Origin of the sequence: Nocardia sp. NPDC051321 (genome assembly GCF_044455225.1) — a bacterium.
GTDB lineage: Bacteria > Actinomycetota > Actinomycetes > Mycobacteriales > Mycobacteriaceae > Nocardia.
Genome location: NZ_JBITEM010000005.1, coordinates 500,707 through 516,314, shown reverse-complemented (window position 1 = coordinate 516,314; position 15,608 = coordinate 500,707). Strand labels below are relative to the sequence as shown.

Sequence of the window (15,608 nt, the reverse complement as noted above, 5' to 3'; positions counted from 1 at the left end):
CCCTCACGACTTCGGGCCCTGCGCCGCACCCCGATGCCGGGCGGCGAGCACCAACGCGTCGTCGGTGTCCTTGGCGTGCTTGGCGAGGATGTCCGCGGTGATGTCCGCGGTGGACTTCGACAGATCGATCGCGTCGGCGGATTCGCTGACGATGCCGTCGGTGGACATCAGCAGCAGATCGCCGGGACGCACCTGGATGGTCTGCGGTTGCAGGTTCTGCGGCAGCCGGTAGCCGACGATCCCCGCGGTCAGCAGGATGGTCGCGCGAACGGCCAGCCCGCCGGGACTGACGGTGAGCACCCGGGATTCGACGTTGCCGACGCCGAGCCAGCGCACCGTGTCGCTTGGGTCGAACAGCGCGAGCGATACCGCGGCACCCCTGGTGTCGGCCATGGCCCGATGACAGAGCACCATCAGCACGTCCAGCGGTTCGGCGCGGTTCTCCGAGAGCACCTGCGCGGCCCGGTCGGCGGCGTCGGCCGCGGCGGCGCCGTGGCCGAGCCCGTCCAGCACGGCGAAAAGGACAGTGCCGCCACCGGTGTCGAGAATGAGGCCGCGATCACCGGAGACGCGTTGGCCGGGCAGCGCGCGGCCGGCCACCGCCCACTCGATTCGGCCGATGAACCCGTCGTCATGCACCGTTGGGTACCCACTTCCACATCTCCACCAACGTGCCCTTGCCCGGCGCCGAATCGACGAGTAGCCGATCCATCAGCCTGCGGGCGCCGGGGAGACCGAGTCCTAGTCCGCGCCCGGTCGAATAACCGTCCTCGAGCGCACGGGGAATGTCGATGATGCCGGGTCCCTGGTCCTCGGCCTGGACCACCAGTGCCTGACGACCCTCCCGGTCGTCGACCATCAGCCTGATCTCGCCGCTGCCCGCGTAACTGGTGATGTTGCGGGCGATTTCGGAGATCGCCGTCGAGATCATGGTGCGGTCTGTCAGCGTGAATCCGAGCTTCGCTGCCAGTTCGCGGCCTGCCTGACGTGCGATCACGATGTCGCCCGACACTCTGACCGCGATCACCAGGTTCTCAGCGGCCACTGTCACGACCATCTCGCTGGCGTGGTGACGCGGTCTTCTTGTTGAGCCAGGCCAGGCCCTCTTCGAGATCGAGGGCCGTGTGCATGTCCTCGAAGGTGAGCCCCAATTGCACCATGGCGAAGGCGACTTCCGGCTGCAGCCCGACGATCACCGTTTCGGCGCCGCGCAGCTGCGTCATGTGCGCGATGGTACGCAACGATCTCGCCGCGAAGGAATCCATGATGTCGATCGCGGTGACGTCGACGATGATTCCGTGCGCTCGATATTTGCTGACCTGTTTCATCAGGTCGTCCTGCAGGCGTTCGGTATCGGCGTCGGTCAACGCGGATTGGACCGACGCGATGAGATAGGTGCCTTGTTTGAGAATCGGTACCGGCATCTGCCCGCCCTGATCTAGCGGCCGTCGCGTTCGGTAACCCGTTCGGCGACTCGGGAAACCTCGTAACCCAGCAGACGTTCGGCTTCCTCGATACCGCCTTGGAGGTCGCCGACCGCGTTCATCTTGGACAGGTCGAGTCCGATGGTGACCAGTGTCAGCGCGATCTCCGAGGACAGCCCGGTGATGATCACGTTCGCACCCATCAGACCGGACGCGTCGACCGTTTGCACCAGGTGGTTGGCCACGGTGGAGTCGATCTGCGGCACACCGGTGATATCGATGACGACCACCTTGGCGCGGTTGGCGCGGATCGCGCGCAGCAGCTGCTCGGTGAGCTGACGGGCCCGCTGGCTGTCGAGCACGCCGATGATCGGCAGGATGAGCAGCTGCTCACGGACCTGCAGCACCGGGGTGGACAGCTCGCGGATCGCCTCCTGCTGCTGGCGGATAACGCGCTCGCGCTCCTGGACGAAGGAGACGCCCACTGTGTTGGCGATGCGGTTGGCGGCCGGTTCGTAGGCGTCGAGAACGGCGTTGAGCAACTGAAAGTCGGCCTGGTACTTCTCGAACAGCGAGCGGGCCAGCACGTCGCGCAGCAGCAGCACGATGCCGAGCACCTCGTCGGTTTCCACGCCTCGCGGAATGATGCGCTCGGACAGGTCGCGGGCGTAGGCCTGCAGCGCCTCGACGCTACCGGTCTCGAGCACCTCGACATAGTTGTCGTAGACGGAGGTCGCCTCGGAGAAGATTTCCTCCGGGGTCATCGCGGTCAGGAGCTGAGCGTCGGTGATGCGGCGAGCCCACTCCTCACGCAGCGCGGTGCGGTTCTGCCGCAGATGCTCGACCAACTGCGGAAGCAGGTTGTCGACCGGTCCCGCGGTCAGCGAATCCGCCGAAAGGCTCATAGACACCTCGGACATGGAAACTCCTGCCCCTTTCGACGGTTTGTTGAGTCGGATCATCGGGTGTTCGGCCGTGAGACCGACACCGAGCCTAGTCATACCCCAACCGTGTTGCGGATGAAACCTGCCGGTTGCTCGCGTGGGATTCACGGTAGCTGCGGTTACCGACTCCGTTGGCTGCCGTCGTCTGGCGCGAATCCGCGTTCCAGCCCGCGCAGCGCCTCCGCCAGATAGACGGTGAGGTCCGCGTCGGCGCGGGCCAGCCACGCGTCGAAGGCGGCGCGCGCGGCGGCCAAGGTGGTGCGTCCGACAGCTAGGGGGATCAGCGCGTTCGCCGGTTCGCCGAGCCTGCGTGCGGCGAAGTCGCTGACCGCGTGTTCCCAGGCGTCGTAGTGTGTGCCCGCGGTGGCGGCCAGTGCGGGGATGGTGGCGACCAGTTGCATCCGGGTGCGTAGCTCGGGCACGTCTTCGGCCCGATACCGATTGGCGTTCACGACAACTCGACGTACCGCGGTCATCATCGGAATATCGTCGGGCACGTCGGCGAAGGCGGTGCGCAGAGCGGCGACTTCGTCATCGAACTGGTACCAGAGCACCTCGGCCTTGGTGGGGAAGTAGCGGAAGAAGGTGCGGCCGCTGATACCCGCCGCGGCGGCGATCTGCTCGACCGTGGTGTCCTCGAAGCCCTGCTCGGTGAACAGCCGCAGAGCGATCAGTTCGAGTTCGCGTTTGCTGGTTCCGCGCGGGCGGCCACGGGTGGTCCTTGCTGTCACGGCATTGATTATGTCAGTGACTGACGATAATCTGGCGAGATGTTCGAAAGTGTCGCAGGCCACAGCCGCGCGGCGGCGGATCCGGCCCGCGTCGCGGCCGATCTCACCTGGCCCGAGGCCGGGGAGCGGGCCGCCGCGGCCGCGATTCTGGCCGTCGCGGTTGGCGCGACCGAACAGCACGGCCCGCATCTGCCGCTGTCCACCGACACCGACATCGCCTCGGCGTTGTGTACCCGGCTGGCCGAGGTACGCCCGGATGTGCTTGTCGCACCGGCGATCCCGTACGGCGCCAGCGGTGAGCACGCGGGGTTCCCCGGCACCATGTCCATCGGGCAGGCCGCGCTGGAACTGCTCGTCGTCGAATTGTGCCGCTCGGCAACCGATACCTTCGACCGCATCCTGCTGGTCAACTGGCACGGCGGCAACCTCGAACCGCTGCGGCGCGCGGAAACGTTGTTGCGCGGCGAATCCCGCGACGTGCGCGTGTATCTGCCGCGCTACCAAGGCGATCTGCATGCCGGGCGTTCGGAAACCGCCGTCCAACTGGCGCTGACGCCGGACCGGGTGCGGCTGGACCGCGCCGAGGCGGGCGACGTCCGGCCGCTCGCGCAACTGATGCCGCTGCTGCGCGGTGCCGGTGTGCGCTCGGTCAGCGCCAACGGCGTGCTCGGCGACCCGGCCGGGGCCAGCGCCGACGAGGGCACGGCGCTACTCGACCACCTGACCACCGACTTGCTCGACCGAACCCGGCTCTGGTGGCCGGTAGCTTCCCTGGAAAGGACCCCATGAACCCGTGGTTCGAAACCGTTGCCGAAGCGCAGCGGCGCGCGAAGAAAAGACTGCCGAAATCGGTGTACGGCGCGCTGATCGCCGGATCCGAGCGCGGCCAGACCATCGAGGACAACCAGCAGGCGTTCACCGAACTCGGCTTCGCCCCGCACGTCGCAGGCCCCATCGGCGCCCGCGATCAGTCGACGACCGTACTCGGACAGCACCTTTCGATGCCGGTGCTGATCTCGCCGACCGGCGTGCAAGCGGTGCACCCCGACGGCGAGGTAGCCGTGGCACGTGCGGCGGCGGCCCGCGGCATCGCGATGGGGCTCAGCTCCTTTGCCAGCAAGCCGATCGAAGAGGTGATCGCGGCCAATCCGGCGACGTTCTTCCAGATGTATTGGTGCGGCAGCAAAGACGAGATCCTGCAGCGGATGGCGCGGGCGAAGACGGCGGGCGCGGTCGGCCTGATCCTCACCCTGGACTGGTCGTTCTCGCACGGCCGGGACTGGGGCAGCCCGGTGATCCCGGAAAAGCTCGACCTGCGCACCATGCTGAAATTCGCGCCGCAGACCCTGGCGCGGCCGCGCTGGCTGGCGACCTACGCGAAGTCCGGGCACATACCGGACCTCACCGCGCCGAACATGGCGATCGACGGCCGCCAGGCGCCCGGATTCTTCGGCGCATACGGCGAATGGATGGGCACGCCGCCGCCGGATTGGGCCGACGTGCAATGGATTTGCGAGCAGTGGGACGGACCTGTGGTGCTCAAGGGCGTCATTCGGGTCGATGACGCGCTGCGTGCGGTCGACGCGGGCGTCGCGGCCATCTCGGTGTCCAACCACGGCGGCAACAACCTGGACGGGACACCGGCGGCCATTCGAGCGTTGCCCGCGGTGGCCGACGCGGTCGGTTCGCAGATCGAGGTGCTACTCGACGGCGGCATCCGGCGCGGCAGCGACGTGGTGAAGGCGGTGGCGCTCGGCGCCCGCGCGGTAATGATCGGGCGCGGGTATCTGTGGGGTCTGGCCGCGAATGGCCAAGCGGGCGTGGAAAACGTCCTCGACATCCTGCGCGGCGGGATCGACTCGGCGCTGCTCGGCTTGCGCAAGACGAGCGTCACCGAGCTCGATCGTGACGACATCGTGGTGCCCGCTGGATTCGAGCGCGCACTCGGCGTGCCCGCGGGGTCGCGTGGATCGTCCGGTGGGGCAATCGAATCGGTAGCTGGCGCGCCCGGAGTGAGTGGTGCGGTCGGTGAATCCGTCGATGCGTCAGTCGAACCGAATGGTGCGGTAGCCGAGTCCGTCGCAACGGCGGCCCAAATCGGATAGCGAGGCAGCCGAATTGGCGGGCGTGTGAGCCGTGTCGGCCGAATTGGACCGCGCGGCTGGCAGATCGGGTGGTGTAGCCGGCCAATCAGTCGATGCGTCAGTCAGACCGAATGGCTCGGTAACCGATCGGGACGCCACGATGGCTCAAATCGGGTGGTGAGGCAGCCGAATTGGGCGGGCGCATCAGCCGACTTGGACCGTGCGGCTGGCGGATCGGATCGCGCGGCTACCGAGACCACCAGTGCGGCAGCCGCATCCGTGAATTCAGCTACGGGATCGGTGCGGTGGGAGGCGGCGACCGCGTCTGCCTCAGCGGTCAGTTGTCGCTTGTTGTTGATCGATGGTGGGCGAGCAACGTGTCGTAGATGTCGGCGAGCGCGGCCAGTTGCTGCCGGTCGAGCACGTCGATCATGTGCTTGCGCACGCTGATCACGTGCGCGGGCGCGGCACCGGTCAGCACCTCGGCGCCGCGCGGGGTGAGCCGGGCCGCGGTGCGGCGCGCGTCGTCGGGGATCGGTTCACGGACAACGAGTCCGCGCTTCTCCATCCGGGTGATCTGATGCGAGAGCCTGCTCTGCGACCACTCGAGTTGCGCGGCTAGCTCGGCGAAGGTGCAGCGGTGTTCCGGAGTTTTGCTCAGGAAGGCCAGCACCGAGTATTCGACGTAGGTGAGGTTCGACTCGCGCGTCGAGTCTCGCCCGACCGCCGCGGCGATGAGGTCGCGAGTGCGCACAAAACCCACCCAGGCGCGCATTTCGACGTCATCGAGCCAATGGGGATCGGTCACGATAGCGCTCCAAACTCTGGCGTGTCATACAGTGTCGCGCTTCGTTGTGCGTAGCGCGACGGTTCTTGCGGCGAACCGACGCTTGGACGTCCGAACGCTTTTGTGTGGAACGACAGGTAGCACCCTCGGGGTTGAACGTGCAACCTTTTGTGTCAACTGCCCGGAGATAAGCCTTGCCTAACCATCGTGTGACGTAGCCGGGTGGATACGCTCGCTGTGCCTGTGACCAGCCCCGCTGAGCGCGCACCTGAACCCGCGCTCGGCTGGTGCCCCGACCTGCCCGAAGGAGTGCGTCCCGTGACCGCGCCGGACTTCCGCTATTCAGACCTGCTGCCGATCGGCGCCGACGACACCTCGTACCGGTTGCTCACCACCGAGGGCGTGCACACCTTCGAGGCCAACGGCCGGACCTTCCTGCAGGTGGAGCCGGAGGCGCTGCGCCTGCTCACCGCCGAGGCGATGCACGACATCAGCCACTACTTGCGGCCGACGCACCTCGCGCAGCTGCGCAAGATCATCGATGACCCGGAGTCGAGCGGCAACGACCGCTTCGTCGCGCTGGACCTGCTCAAGAACGTGAACATCTCCGCGGGCGGCATCCTGCCGATGTGCCAGGACACCGGCACCGCGATCGTCATGGGCAAGAAGTCCGAGGGCGTGCTGACCGGCGCCGACGACGCCGAATGGATCAGCCGCGGCGTCTTCGACGCCTACACCAAGCTGAACCTGCGCTACTCCCAGCTCGCCCCGATCACCATGTGGGACGAGAAGAACACCGGATCCAACCTGCCCGCGCAGATCGAGTTGTATTCCACGCCAGGCGATCCCGCGCAGCCGTCGTACAAGTTCCTGTTCATGGCCAAGGGCGGCGGGTCGGCGAACAAGTCGTTCCTGTACCAGGAGACCAAGGCCGTGCTGAACCCGACGCGGATGCTGGAGTTCCTGGACGAGAAGATCCGCTCGCTCGGCACCGCGGCCTGCCCGCCGTACCACCTCGCGGTGGTGATCGGCGGCACCAGTGCCGAATTCGCGTTGAAGACGGCCAAATACGCGTCGGCGCACTATCTTGACCACCTGCCCACCGAGGGATCGCTTGCCGCGCACGGGTTCCGGGATCTGGAGCTGGAGGAGGAGGTGTTCAAGCTCACCCAATCCTTCGGCATCGGTGCGCAATTCGGCGGCAAGTACTTCTGCCACGACGTGCGCGTCGTCCGGCTGCCGAGGCACGGCGCCAGCTGCCCGGTAGCCATCGCGGTGTCCTGCTCGGCCGACCGCCAGGCGCTGGCCAAGATCACGCCGGAGGGTGTGTTCCTCGAGCAGCTCGAGCGCGAGCCCGCGCACTACCTGCCGGAGCAGACCGAGTCGATCCTCGGCGGCGACGTGGTGCAGATCGACCTGAACCGACCGATGTCGGAGATCCGCGCCGAACTGTCGAAATACCCGGTGAAGACCCGGCTTTCGCTGACCGGCCCGCTGGTGGTGGCCCGCGACATCGCGCACGCTAAGATCAAGGAGCGCCTGGACGCGGGCGAACCGATGCCGCAGTACCTGCGCGACATGGCCGTCTACTACGCGGGACCCGCGAAGACGCCCGAGGGTTACGCGTCCGGCTCGTTCGGGCCGACCACCGCGGGTCGGATGGACTCCTACGTCGACCAGTTCCAGGCCGCGGGCGGCTCCTTCGTCATGCTGGCCAAGGGCAACCGTTCCGCCCAGGTGACCAAGGCCTGCCACGAGCACGGCGGCTTCTACCTCGGCTCCATCGGCGGCCCTGCCGCCCGCCTGGCCCTTGATTGCATCAAGTCCGTCGAGGTGCTCGAATACCCCGAGCTCGGCATGGAAGCCGTCTGGAAGATCGAAGTCCAAGACTTCCCTGCGTTCATCGTCGTCGACGACAAGGGCAACGACTTCTTCGCCGAAACCCAGAAGCCCATTGCCCTGCGCGTCCGCACCCGCTCCGCTGAACGGGTCTGATCAGCCGGTTGCGCGTCGGTACGCGAGTGTGGCGCGCAACCGTCCCTGCTTACGTGGTTGGACGTTGGCGAGGGTGATGTCGCCGCCGTAGTGGGCTAGTACTCGATGGTCCATTACGGCGCGCCACAGTGGGGGGATGGCGGCGAGTACGACCATGGTTGCGTAGCCGGCGGGGAGTTGGGGGGCGTGGGTTGAGCTGCGCAGGGTTTGGTACCGGCGTCCCGGATTGGCGTGGTGGTCGCTGTGGCGCTGGAGGTGGAAGAGGAAGATGTTGGTGACGAGGCGGTCGCTGTTCCAGCTGTCCCGGGGGGAGCAGCGGGCGTAGCGGCCGTTGCGGCGGCGGGCGCGCAGCAGGCCGTAGTGCTCGACGTAGTTCACCGTCTCCAGCAGCGCGACGCCGATCACCGCTTGCAGTGCGAGCCAAGGCAGGATGTGCCAGCCGAAAAGTGCGACGAGGGTACCGATGAGGACGAGGCTCATCGCCCACGCCTGCAGGATTTGATTGTCCACATCCCACCAACCTCGCTCCTTGCGCGCCAAGCGTTCGCGCTCGAGCCGGATCGCCGAGCTGAAGCCGCCGGTCACGCTGCGCGGCAGGAATTCCCAGAGGGACTCGCCGAGCCGGGCGCTCGCCGGGTCCTCCGGCGTGGCGACTCGCACATGGTGTCCGCGATTGTGTTCGACGAAGAAGTGCCCGTACGCCGACTGGGCGAGCGCGATCTTGGCCAGCCAGCGTTCCAGGTGCTCGACCCGGTGCCCGAGCTCGTGCGCGGCATTGATGCCGATGCCGCTGACGAAGCCGAGCGTCGCGGCGAGGCCGAGCTTGTCGACGCCGGTGAGCTCGTCGCCGGCCCACAGATAGCTCGCGATGCCGAGCCCGAACAGCTGGATCGGCAGGAAAAGGTAGGTGCACCAGCGGTAGTAGCGGTCGCCGGACAGCAGCTCGTAGTCCTCGTCGCGCGGATTCGCGCCGTCCTCGCCGACCACCCAGTCCAGCACCGGGATCACCAGCAGCACGATGATCGGGCCGATCCACCAGAAGACGGGCGCGCCGGTGTGCAGCACGAGCTGCGATGGGAGCAGTGCACACATTGGAGCGATCAGGCCGAGCATCCACAAGGGGCGCTTCCGGTCCAGACCTCGGGGCTGTCGACGGTTGATCTGCCTGCTTCTTTCGGTGAGATTCCGGCGACGGGCAACCGTAATCTGTTGTGACTGCTGAATTATCCACGGTGCGTTTGTTGCGTGTGATAGCAGAGTCGCCTCAGCCCTAGCTCTTGTTACTGATGTGGAGCGAAAGTGTTCCGAATCGTGACGGATCACTCGACATGGTTGGTCGGATCAGTCGCATCGGCGGTGGTCGGGCCGTGCCAGACTGGTCCGCATGGTTGCAGGGCAGGTACCGATCTCGAATGTGTCGGACACCGCACGATGGGTGGCCGCCTACCGTGCGCGCGAGACCGCGCGCCCCGACGCGTTGTTTCAGGATCCGCTGGCCGACCGGCTGGCCGGTGCGCAGGGCCACGCGATCGTCGAGCACGCGCCGCGCGTCATGCGCTCCGGCTGGCCGGTGGTCACCCGCACCAAACTCATCGACGACCTCATCGCGAAATCCATCGCCGAGGGTTGCGATCGGGTGCTGAACCTGGCGGCGGGGCTGGACACCCGCCCGTACCGGCTCGCGCTGCCCGCCGACTTCGTCTGGGTCGAGGCGGATCTGCCCGAGATTCTCGCGGAAAAGGAGAACGCACTGGCGGGGGAGACCCCGCACGGTGTATTGATTCGCCGCGCCGTCGATCTCGCCGATCCCTCGGCGCGGGACAAATTCCTCGACGCGGCGCTCGGCGCGATCGGACCGGCCGGCACACCGGCGACCAAGGCGCTGGTGCTCACCGAGGGATTGTTGTTCTACCTCGATACGGCGACGGTCACCGACCTGGCTCGCGCGTTGGTCCGGCCCGAAATCGCTTGGTGGATGGCCGATATCAGTTTCCGGATGGACCGGGTGCGCGCCGGATCGATGTTCGAGAACGCGCCGCGGAAATTCGACTCGCCCAACGGTCTCGCTTTCTTCGACGAACTCGGCTGGCAATCGATGGAGAGCGAGAACATCCTGGTGCACGCGCGCAAGCTTGGTCGGGCGCCGTGGTTTTTGCGCCCGTTCACGTATTTGCCCCAGCCCGATCCGCGTAAGCCGCTGCGCAACACGTGGTCGGCTGTGATTCGCTTCCGGCACGAAGAGCTAGACCCCCAGTGACCTGATGGTTTGGCTAACAAAGAGATTGCTGGGTGTCGCACGCGCTCGAATCGCTCGCCGACCGGCGATCCGGTCACGGATAAGGCGAGTTACTGCTTCAGATAATTTCCGGATTCTGCCGATATCGTCGGCAAAATAGCGTCGCCGGATTCGGCAAGCCCCGACGATATTACGGATAGTGGGCGGCGAGTATGGGGTCTGAGCTGGTCGTTCGATTTTCGTGGAGGCTTTTGTGCGGACACACAAATGTCACCTCGATCGCCGGGGTGACGGCGCTGGTTCGCGAGGCACCCTTAGCGATGTACATCGTTGATTCCAAGGGTGCCGTTCATCGCAGATGCCATTGAAGGTCGAGGAGGGCAATGAGTACGTCCAGCGTCATCACGACAACACTGCGTCTTTCACAATCCGCCAGCAGTCGGTTGGCCGCACGGGCCGCCCGCGAGGGTACTACTTCTACCGCATTGCTCGACCGCCTCATCCAGGAGGGCGTCGACCAGCTAGAACATCCCGGCATCGTCTTCCGTGGACCGATGCACGATCGGCGGGCCGCGCTTGTCGCAGGTCCCGACGTGTGGGAAGTCGTTGCCCGCCTACAGGAATTGGAAGGGTCGGTCGAGCGGCGCATCGAGGTGCTGAGCGCCAAGTCGAGCCTGCACGCCGGCCAGATCAAGATCGCCATCGCTTACGCCCGCGACCACGGCGGCGAGATCATCGAGCGGATCGGGCGCAATCGTGAAGCGGCGGAAGCGATTCGCCGACCGGTGCCGGTGCGCGCACGGGTGGTCGAACGGGACTACCTCACGCTGGTCACCCCGTTGCGCGAGTGATTCGGCCCGAATTGTCCGGTGTCCGAGTCGAATTGTCCGTTGTAGTGCCTGTTCACATCACTGGGGAGCGAATGTGAACACTTTTGCCGCCTGTGCACAACCCGCTCGGTCTGCGGGCGAACACCCCTCGAGTCAGCCCTGGTGTCGTCCGCGGCCTGATCGGGGCGGTGCGGCAGTGGCGGGGGCCGTTGCCGAAAAACGGTACGGTCGTGAAACTCGGGAAACCACCGCAATTTTCGCGAATCGGACTGGTAGCAACCGCCCGCACTCTGTGATCCACAGCACTGGGATGGATTGTGGATAACCTCCGTTCCTTGTGGATGAAGCATTTGCCACGCAACGGATTTCGGGTAACCATGTGCCATGCCTATCGACTATGACTCCTCGTCAACGCGCCCAGTCCGCCAGGCGGCGGCATCGAACGTTGCTGAAACGCGGCAACCAGCGACGCCGACGCTGGGACGCGTCGCGGCCCGCGCGCAAGAGGCGGGGCAAGGTTTACCGGTTCGAGCGCGACCGGCCTTCCCGTAAGAATGATCCGCGCACGCCATACCGCGTGGGTCGTCTCGGCGGACTATCGCCTGCCCGACGAGCGTGTTCGGGTGCTGACCGCCCCCGTCGAGCGCCTGGACCCGCAGTCCATGGTCGCCGTCCTGCTCGGCAGCGCGGACCCGGTGGCCGGGTGGGGCAGGGTGGACCTGATCGCCAGCACCTATCGGCCATGGCTGTCCGGGCCGCTCGGCGAGCTCAGTGCGGAGACCATGGAGAGCTTGTCATCGAAGCTCCGGATCGAACTCGATCTGTGAGTGTCGGCGGCGACTTCGACCGTCGCCGACCTCGGCCGTTACCATCGCCGACATGGTGTTGCGGAGTGGTGTGCGGAATCGACTAGTGCGCGGTCTACCGGTAGCGGTGCTGCCCGCGCTGGTGGTGACGGGTGTGCTGGCGCCGCAGGCGGCGGGGCAGGGGAGCCTGATCGATCAGCGGGAGGCGACGGGGTCGGCCGCCGGGACCGAGGGGTTGGAGCCGGGGCTCGCGGTGGCCTACACGCTGGCGGAGAACGAGGCGCATCGGCAGGGTGTGCCGTTGTCGATAACCTCCGGGTATCGCACGCCCGCCGAGCAGCAGCAGCTGTGGGACAACGGCGTGGCCACCTACGGCAGCCCGGAGGTGGCGCGCCGGTGGGTGCTGCCGCCCGAGGAGTCGACGCACGTGTCCGGCCGCGCGGTCGACGTCGGGCCGATCGCGGGCGCGCAGTGGCTGGAGGCCAACGGAACTCGCTGGGGACTGTGCCGGATGTATGACAACGAGTGGTGGCATTTCGAGTTGGCCACCGCGCCCGGCGGTGTCTGCCCGCCGATCCGGCCGGACGCGAGCACCCGGTAGTAAAACCTCAGGTCAGCCTCGGTCGCGCAGCAGATCGATGACCTTGGTCTCGTTGAGGTCGCCGTAACCGGCTTCGACGAGCCGGTTGAAGATGTCGAAGGCGGCATGGCCCAGCGCGGCCGGACCGTCCACGCTGTCCGACAGCTCGACGCCGATGCGAGTGTCCTTCAGCCGCAGCTCGGCGGTGAACGCGATATCGCGGTCGTGCACGCCGTCGAGCATGATCCGCCCGACGCGCGCCACCGTGGGGCTGAGGCGAGACAGGGTGTCGACGACGGTGGCCAGCTCGAGCCCGGCAAGTTCCGCGACCCGCAGCACCTCCGCCGTCGCGGCGATCTGGATCGAGCCGTGCAGATTCTGCAACAGCTTGTATGCCGTACCCGCGCCGACATCGCCGAAGCGAATAATGTTGGTGCACAACGGATTCAGTAGCGGACGGGCGGCTTCGAGATCGGTAGGGTCGGCCCCGACGAACAGCGTCAACTCGCCCGCCGCGGCGACGTCCGGCAGCCCGGTCACGGGGGCGTCGAGATACCGAAGACCTTGCGCACCAGCCTGTTTCGCCAGCTCAAGCACCCACGGCCGGGAGATCGTCGAGCATTCGACGGCGAACGCACCGGCCGCGAAGTCGCCGGCCAAGGCGCCGTCTTCGCCGAGCCAGACCGCGCGTGAGGCGGCGTCGTCGGCCACCATCGAGATGATCGCGTCGGCCTGATCCGCCGCCGCGCGCGGTGTCGCCGCCGGCACGGCCCCGGCCGAAATCAGTGCCGCGGCTTTGTCCGGCGACCGATTGAACACGGCCACCTCATGCCCGGCGGCCAGCATCCGCGCCGCCATCCCCGATCCCATCCGGCCCACCCCGAGAAAACCGATCTTTGCCATCCCGGCACCCTACCGAGCTCGGGTGTACGAGCTGACAGACCGCAGAGCGCGACCTGGCCGCTACGCCGCGTCTACCGCGACCGCGCTGACCTGGCGCTGGATCGTGGGCCGGGCTTTGACCATCGCGAACTGAGAACGCGAAATCAGTTGCCGGGGTATCCGATTGATCCGTAGCGTTTCGGCAATGCCGCCTGTCCTGTACTGCTGCGATCCGTTGAATCCGCGGCGGGTGGACGAGCATTTCGCGCTGGAAGCGCAAGAGGTCCGTGCCCGCGGTGGCGAGGTCGCGCTGATCGACCACGACCTGCTGCTGCGGGGTGACGCGGATGCGGCGGTCGCTCGAGTACCCAGCGGTCTGCAGAGCGCTTGGTATCGGGGCTGGATGATGCCTAGTGCTCGCTATGCGGAGTTGGCCGCGGCGCTGAGTCGGCGCGGCGCCGCGCTGATCGTCGACCCGGGACGGTATCGGGCCGCGCACGAACTGCCGGGCTGGTATCCAACCTTCGCCGAGGTCACTCCGGCCAGCGTCTGGCGTCCGACCCGGCCGGGAGAAGTGGTGGCGGCCGACGAGTTGACCGAGCTGGTCCAGCCGCTGCCGCCCGGTCCCGGAATCGTGAAGGACTACGTCAAGTCTCGCAAGGACGAATGGCACCAGGCGTGCTTCATTCCCGACCTCACCGAATCCGCAGGGTTGACCCGGATTGTCCGGCGGTTTGTGGAGTTGCAGGAGGACTATCTGGCGGGTGGCATCGTCGTCCGCGCCTTCGAGACGTTCGCGAGGCGCGAGTCGGTCGCGGCGGAAGTGCGGGTTTGGTGGTTCGATGGCGAACCCCGACTGCTGACACCTCATCCCGACAGCCCCTTCGACCGTGGGCTGGCTCCGGGCCTCGAGCAGATCGCCGCCGCCGTGCGACGGCTTGGCTGTCGGTTCATCACTACCGATGTAGCCCTGCGCACCGATGGGGTGTGGCGAGTCGTCGAGGTCGGCGACGCCCAGGTCAGTGATCTGCACCGGTCGAGCAGCCGAGATGAGTTCGTTGCACTGCTGATCGATTCATAGCGCCTCGTTCGCTGTTCGAGCCAGGTCGACCGTCGCTCGAACCCGTTGTGTCGTAGCCCACTCCCGCGTACTCTGACGCAAAGCGAGACTGAATGGTCTCACTATCGAATCAAGTAGGTCCGGCGACGCCGCCGGATGGATGAGGGAGCCCTCAATGATGAGGTACGCCGCTCGAATGCGTGCGGGGATCGCGGTTGTGGCAGCGACGGTCGCGGTGCTGGCCGCGGTGGCGCCCTCCGCTATCGCGGACCAACCGGAGCCCGGAGCCACCGCGCAGAGCGTGTTCAACAAGCCCGGTCCCTATCCCGTCGCGACCACGGTGCGCACGAATCCCTGTCAGGAATCGGTGTGGGGAATGTTCCAGCACATCGTCGTGCACATGCTGGGCAACCGTGACGATATGACCTGCACCCAGGCCTTTCCCAACGGCCTCGAGTCGCCGGTCGGGGTGAATACCTACTATCCGGCCAATATCGCCGAACTCCCCGATGCGCCACTGATGGTTTTCACCTCGGGGTTCGACGCCAATCCGGGGATGTACGACGCGCTCGCGCGACAATGGGCAAGCAACGGCTTCGTGGTAGTGATCCCGTACGAGTTCTTCAATTCGCTGCTCTATGTGCCGACCCTCGGTGTCGCCACCGCGGTCGTCGCCAACCGTGATCCGAATTCCCCGCTGTACAACAAGATCGACCTGAGCCGCACGCTCTTCGGTGGTCATTCCGGCGGCGGACAGGCGGCCCTGCAAGCCGGAACGGCGCTCCCCGGCATCGCGTCGATGATCGATCCGGCAATGCGGGTGCGCGGTGTGCTGGCGATCGAGCCGGGCCCGCTCGCGGTGGGCGCGCTGGTATCGCTGCCGACGCTGTTCCTCACCGGCTACAACGATTGGGTGGTGCCAGACTTCGCCTGGGTGCGCTGGTGGCAGTACAACCTGTCCTTCCAGGCGCCCGCGTGGATCGCCAATGCCCGTGGGGTGAGCCACTTCTCGCCGGTCGACGGGCTGGACAACTATCTGTCCGCAGGCACCGCGCTGGCGTGGCTGCGCTATCAGGCGTTCGGCGACGAGGTCGCCAAGGACTACTTCGTCGGCCCCGACTGGCGGCTGCCCGCCGACAAGACTTACTTCAGCGTCGACCGCAACCCCCTCGCCGCCGCACTGAGCTAGCGCCTGGTCCAGATGGCAGCCTTCTGATTTCCCGCACCCCGAATCGCCGCGCTCACACGC

General features: G+C 66.6%; 17 protein-coding genes. 9 read left to right on the top strand and 8 right to left on the bottom strand.

What is annotated here, in order from left to right:
* Positions 1 to 3: 3 nt before the first annotated feature.
* From ACIA8C_RS14620 to mftR, 5 genes are all read right to left on the bottom strand, one after another.
* Positions 4 to 639: a SpoIIE family protein phosphatase gene (locus tag ACIA8C_RS14620; protein WP_397134655.1), complete on the bottom strand. Its 636-nt coding sequence runs from the start codon at positions 637 to 639 to the stop codon at positions 4 to 6.
* Positions 632 to 1,057 (bottom strand): ATP-binding protein, encoded by a 426-nt coding sequence (locus tag ACIA8C_RS14615; RefSeq protein WP_150404521.1) that lies wholly within the window; start codon positions 1,055 to 1,057, stop codon positions 632 to 634. Before ACIA8C_RS14615 ends, ACIA8C_RS14620 begins: the two co-directional genes overlap by 8 nt.
* A complete protein-coding gene (locus ACIA8C_RS14610; protein WP_107660644.1) occupies positions 1,035 to 1,424 on the bottom strand; it encodes an STAS domain-containing protein in 390 nt (129 codons plus the stop codon). The genes ACIA8C_RS14615 and ACIA8C_RS14610 overlap by 23 nt, the downstream gene beginning before the upstream one ends.
* A gap of 14 nt (positions 1,425 to 1,438) precedes the next feature.
* Positions 1,439 to 2,344, bottom strand: a complete 906-nt coding sequence (locus tag ACIA8C_RS14605) for an STAS domain-containing protein (protein WP_040735778.1) — start codon at positions 2,342 to 2,344, stop codon at positions 1,439 to 1,441.
* A 143-nt stretch (positions 2,345 to 2,487) separates the two neighbouring features.
* On the bottom strand, positions 2,488 to 3,099 hold the full coding sequence (gene mftR, locus ACIA8C_RS14600; RefSeq protein WP_397134653.1) for a mycofactocin system transcriptional regulator: 612 nt from the start codon (positions 3,097 to 3,099) through the stop codon (positions 2,488 to 2,490).
* A 39-nt stretch (positions 3,100 to 3,138) separates the two neighbouring features.
* Between mftR and mftE the strand changes: the two genes are divergently transcribed.
* Both mftE and mftD read left to right on the top strand, forming a co-directional pair.
* On the top strand, positions 3,139 to 3,888 hold the full coding sequence (gene mftE / locus ACIA8C_RS14595) for a mycofactocin biosynthesis peptidyl-dipeptidase MftE (protein WP_397134651.1): 750 nt from the start codon (positions 3,139 to 3,141) through the stop codon (positions 3,886 to 3,888).
* Positions 3,885 to 5,204 (top strand): pre-mycofactocin synthase MftD, encoded by a 1,320-nt coding sequence (gene mftD, locus ACIA8C_RS14590; protein ID WP_397134649.1) that lies wholly within the window; start codon positions 3,885 to 3,887, stop codon positions 5,202 to 5,204. The genes mftE and mftD overlap by 4 nt, the downstream gene beginning before the upstream one ends.
* 316 nt (positions 5,205 to 5,520) lie before the next feature.
* On the opposite strand, the gene ACIA8C_RS14585 is transcribed toward mftD, so the two are convergent.
* Positions 5,521 to 5,991 carry a MarR family winged helix-turn-helix transcriptional regulator gene (locus tag ACIA8C_RS14585; RefSeq protein WP_396990801.1) on the bottom strand — a complete coding sequence of 157 codons (471 nt, stop codon included), beginning with the start codon at positions 5,989 to 5,991 and terminating at the stop codon, positions 5,521 to 5,523.
* A gap of 297 nt (positions 5,992 to 6,288) precedes the next feature.
* On the opposite strand from ACIA8C_RS14585, the gene ACIA8C_RS14580 reads away from it, so the two are divergent.
* Positions 6,289 to 7,965 (top strand): fumarate hydratase, encoded by a 1,677-nt coding sequence (locus ACIA8C_RS14580; protein ID WP_396991163.1) that lies wholly within the window; start codon positions 6,289 to 6,291, stop codon positions 7,963 to 7,965.
* On the opposite strand, the gene ACIA8C_RS14575 is transcribed toward ACIA8C_RS14580, so the two are convergent.
* A complete protein-coding gene (locus ACIA8C_RS14575) occupies positions 7,966 to 9,057 on the bottom strand; it encodes an alkane 1-monooxygenase (protein ID WP_397134647.1) in 1,092 nt (363 codons plus the stop codon).
* 292 nt (positions 9,058 to 9,349) lie between these two features.
* Between ACIA8C_RS14575 and ACIA8C_RS14570 the strand changes: the two genes are divergently transcribed.
* The 4 genes from ACIA8C_RS14570 to ACIA8C_RS14555 all read left to right on the top strand — a co-directional run bounded on the left by ACIA8C_RS14570 (position 9,350) and on the right by ACIA8C_RS14555 (position 12,438).
* Positions 9,350 to 10,222, top strand: a complete 873-nt coding sequence (locus tag ACIA8C_RS14570) for a class I SAM-dependent methyltransferase (protein WP_397134645.1) — start codon at positions 9,350 to 9,352, stop codon at positions 10,220 to 10,222.
* A 362-nt stretch (positions 10,223 to 10,584) separates the two neighbouring features.
* On the top strand, positions 10,585 to 11,052 hold the full coding sequence (locus ACIA8C_RS14565; RefSeq protein WP_397134643.1) for a hypothetical protein: 468 nt from the start codon (positions 10,585 to 10,587) through the stop codon (positions 11,050 to 11,052).
* Positions 11,053 to 11,585: 533 nt separating this feature from the next.
* The gene (locus ACIA8C_RS14560) at positions 11,586 to 11,858 is read left to right on the top strand and encodes a hypothetical protein (RefSeq protein WP_397134641.1); all 273 of its coding nucleotides are present in this window, start codon (positions 11,586 to 11,588) and stop codon (positions 11,856 to 11,858) included.
* A 52-nt stretch (positions 11,859 to 11,910) separates the two neighbouring features.
* Positions 11,911 to 12,438 (top strand): M15 family metallopeptidase, encoded by a 528-nt coding sequence (locus ACIA8C_RS14555; RefSeq protein WP_397134639.1) that lies wholly within the window; start codon positions 11,911 to 11,913, stop codon positions 12,436 to 12,438.
* Between the two features lie 12 nt (positions 12,439 to 12,450).
* Here ACIA8C_RS14555 and ACIA8C_RS14550 read toward each other — a convergent pair whose 3' ends face one another.
* A complete protein-coding gene (locus ACIA8C_RS14550; RefSeq protein WP_397134637.1) occupies positions 12,451 to 13,320 on the bottom strand; it encodes an NAD(P)-dependent oxidoreductase in 870 nt (289 codons plus the stop codon).
* A gap of 184 nt (positions 13,321 to 13,504) precedes the next feature.
* On the opposite strand from ACIA8C_RS14550, the gene ACIA8C_RS14545 reads away from it, so the two are divergent.
* Together ACIA8C_RS14545 and ACIA8C_RS14540 are read left to right on the top strand one after the other, a co-directional pair.
* Complete coding sequence (locus tag ACIA8C_RS14545; RefSeq protein WP_397134635.1) at positions 13,505 to 14,380, top strand: ATP-grasp domain-containing protein; 876 nt, start codon at positions 13,505 to 13,507, stop codon at positions 14,378 to 14,380.
* 154 nt (positions 14,381 to 14,534) lie between these two features.
* A complete protein-coding gene (locus ACIA8C_RS14540) occupies positions 14,535 to 15,548 on the top strand; it encodes an alpha/beta hydrolase (RefSeq protein WP_397134634.1) in 1,014 nt (337 codons plus the stop codon).
* Positions 15,549 to 15,608 lie beyond the last annotated feature (60 nt).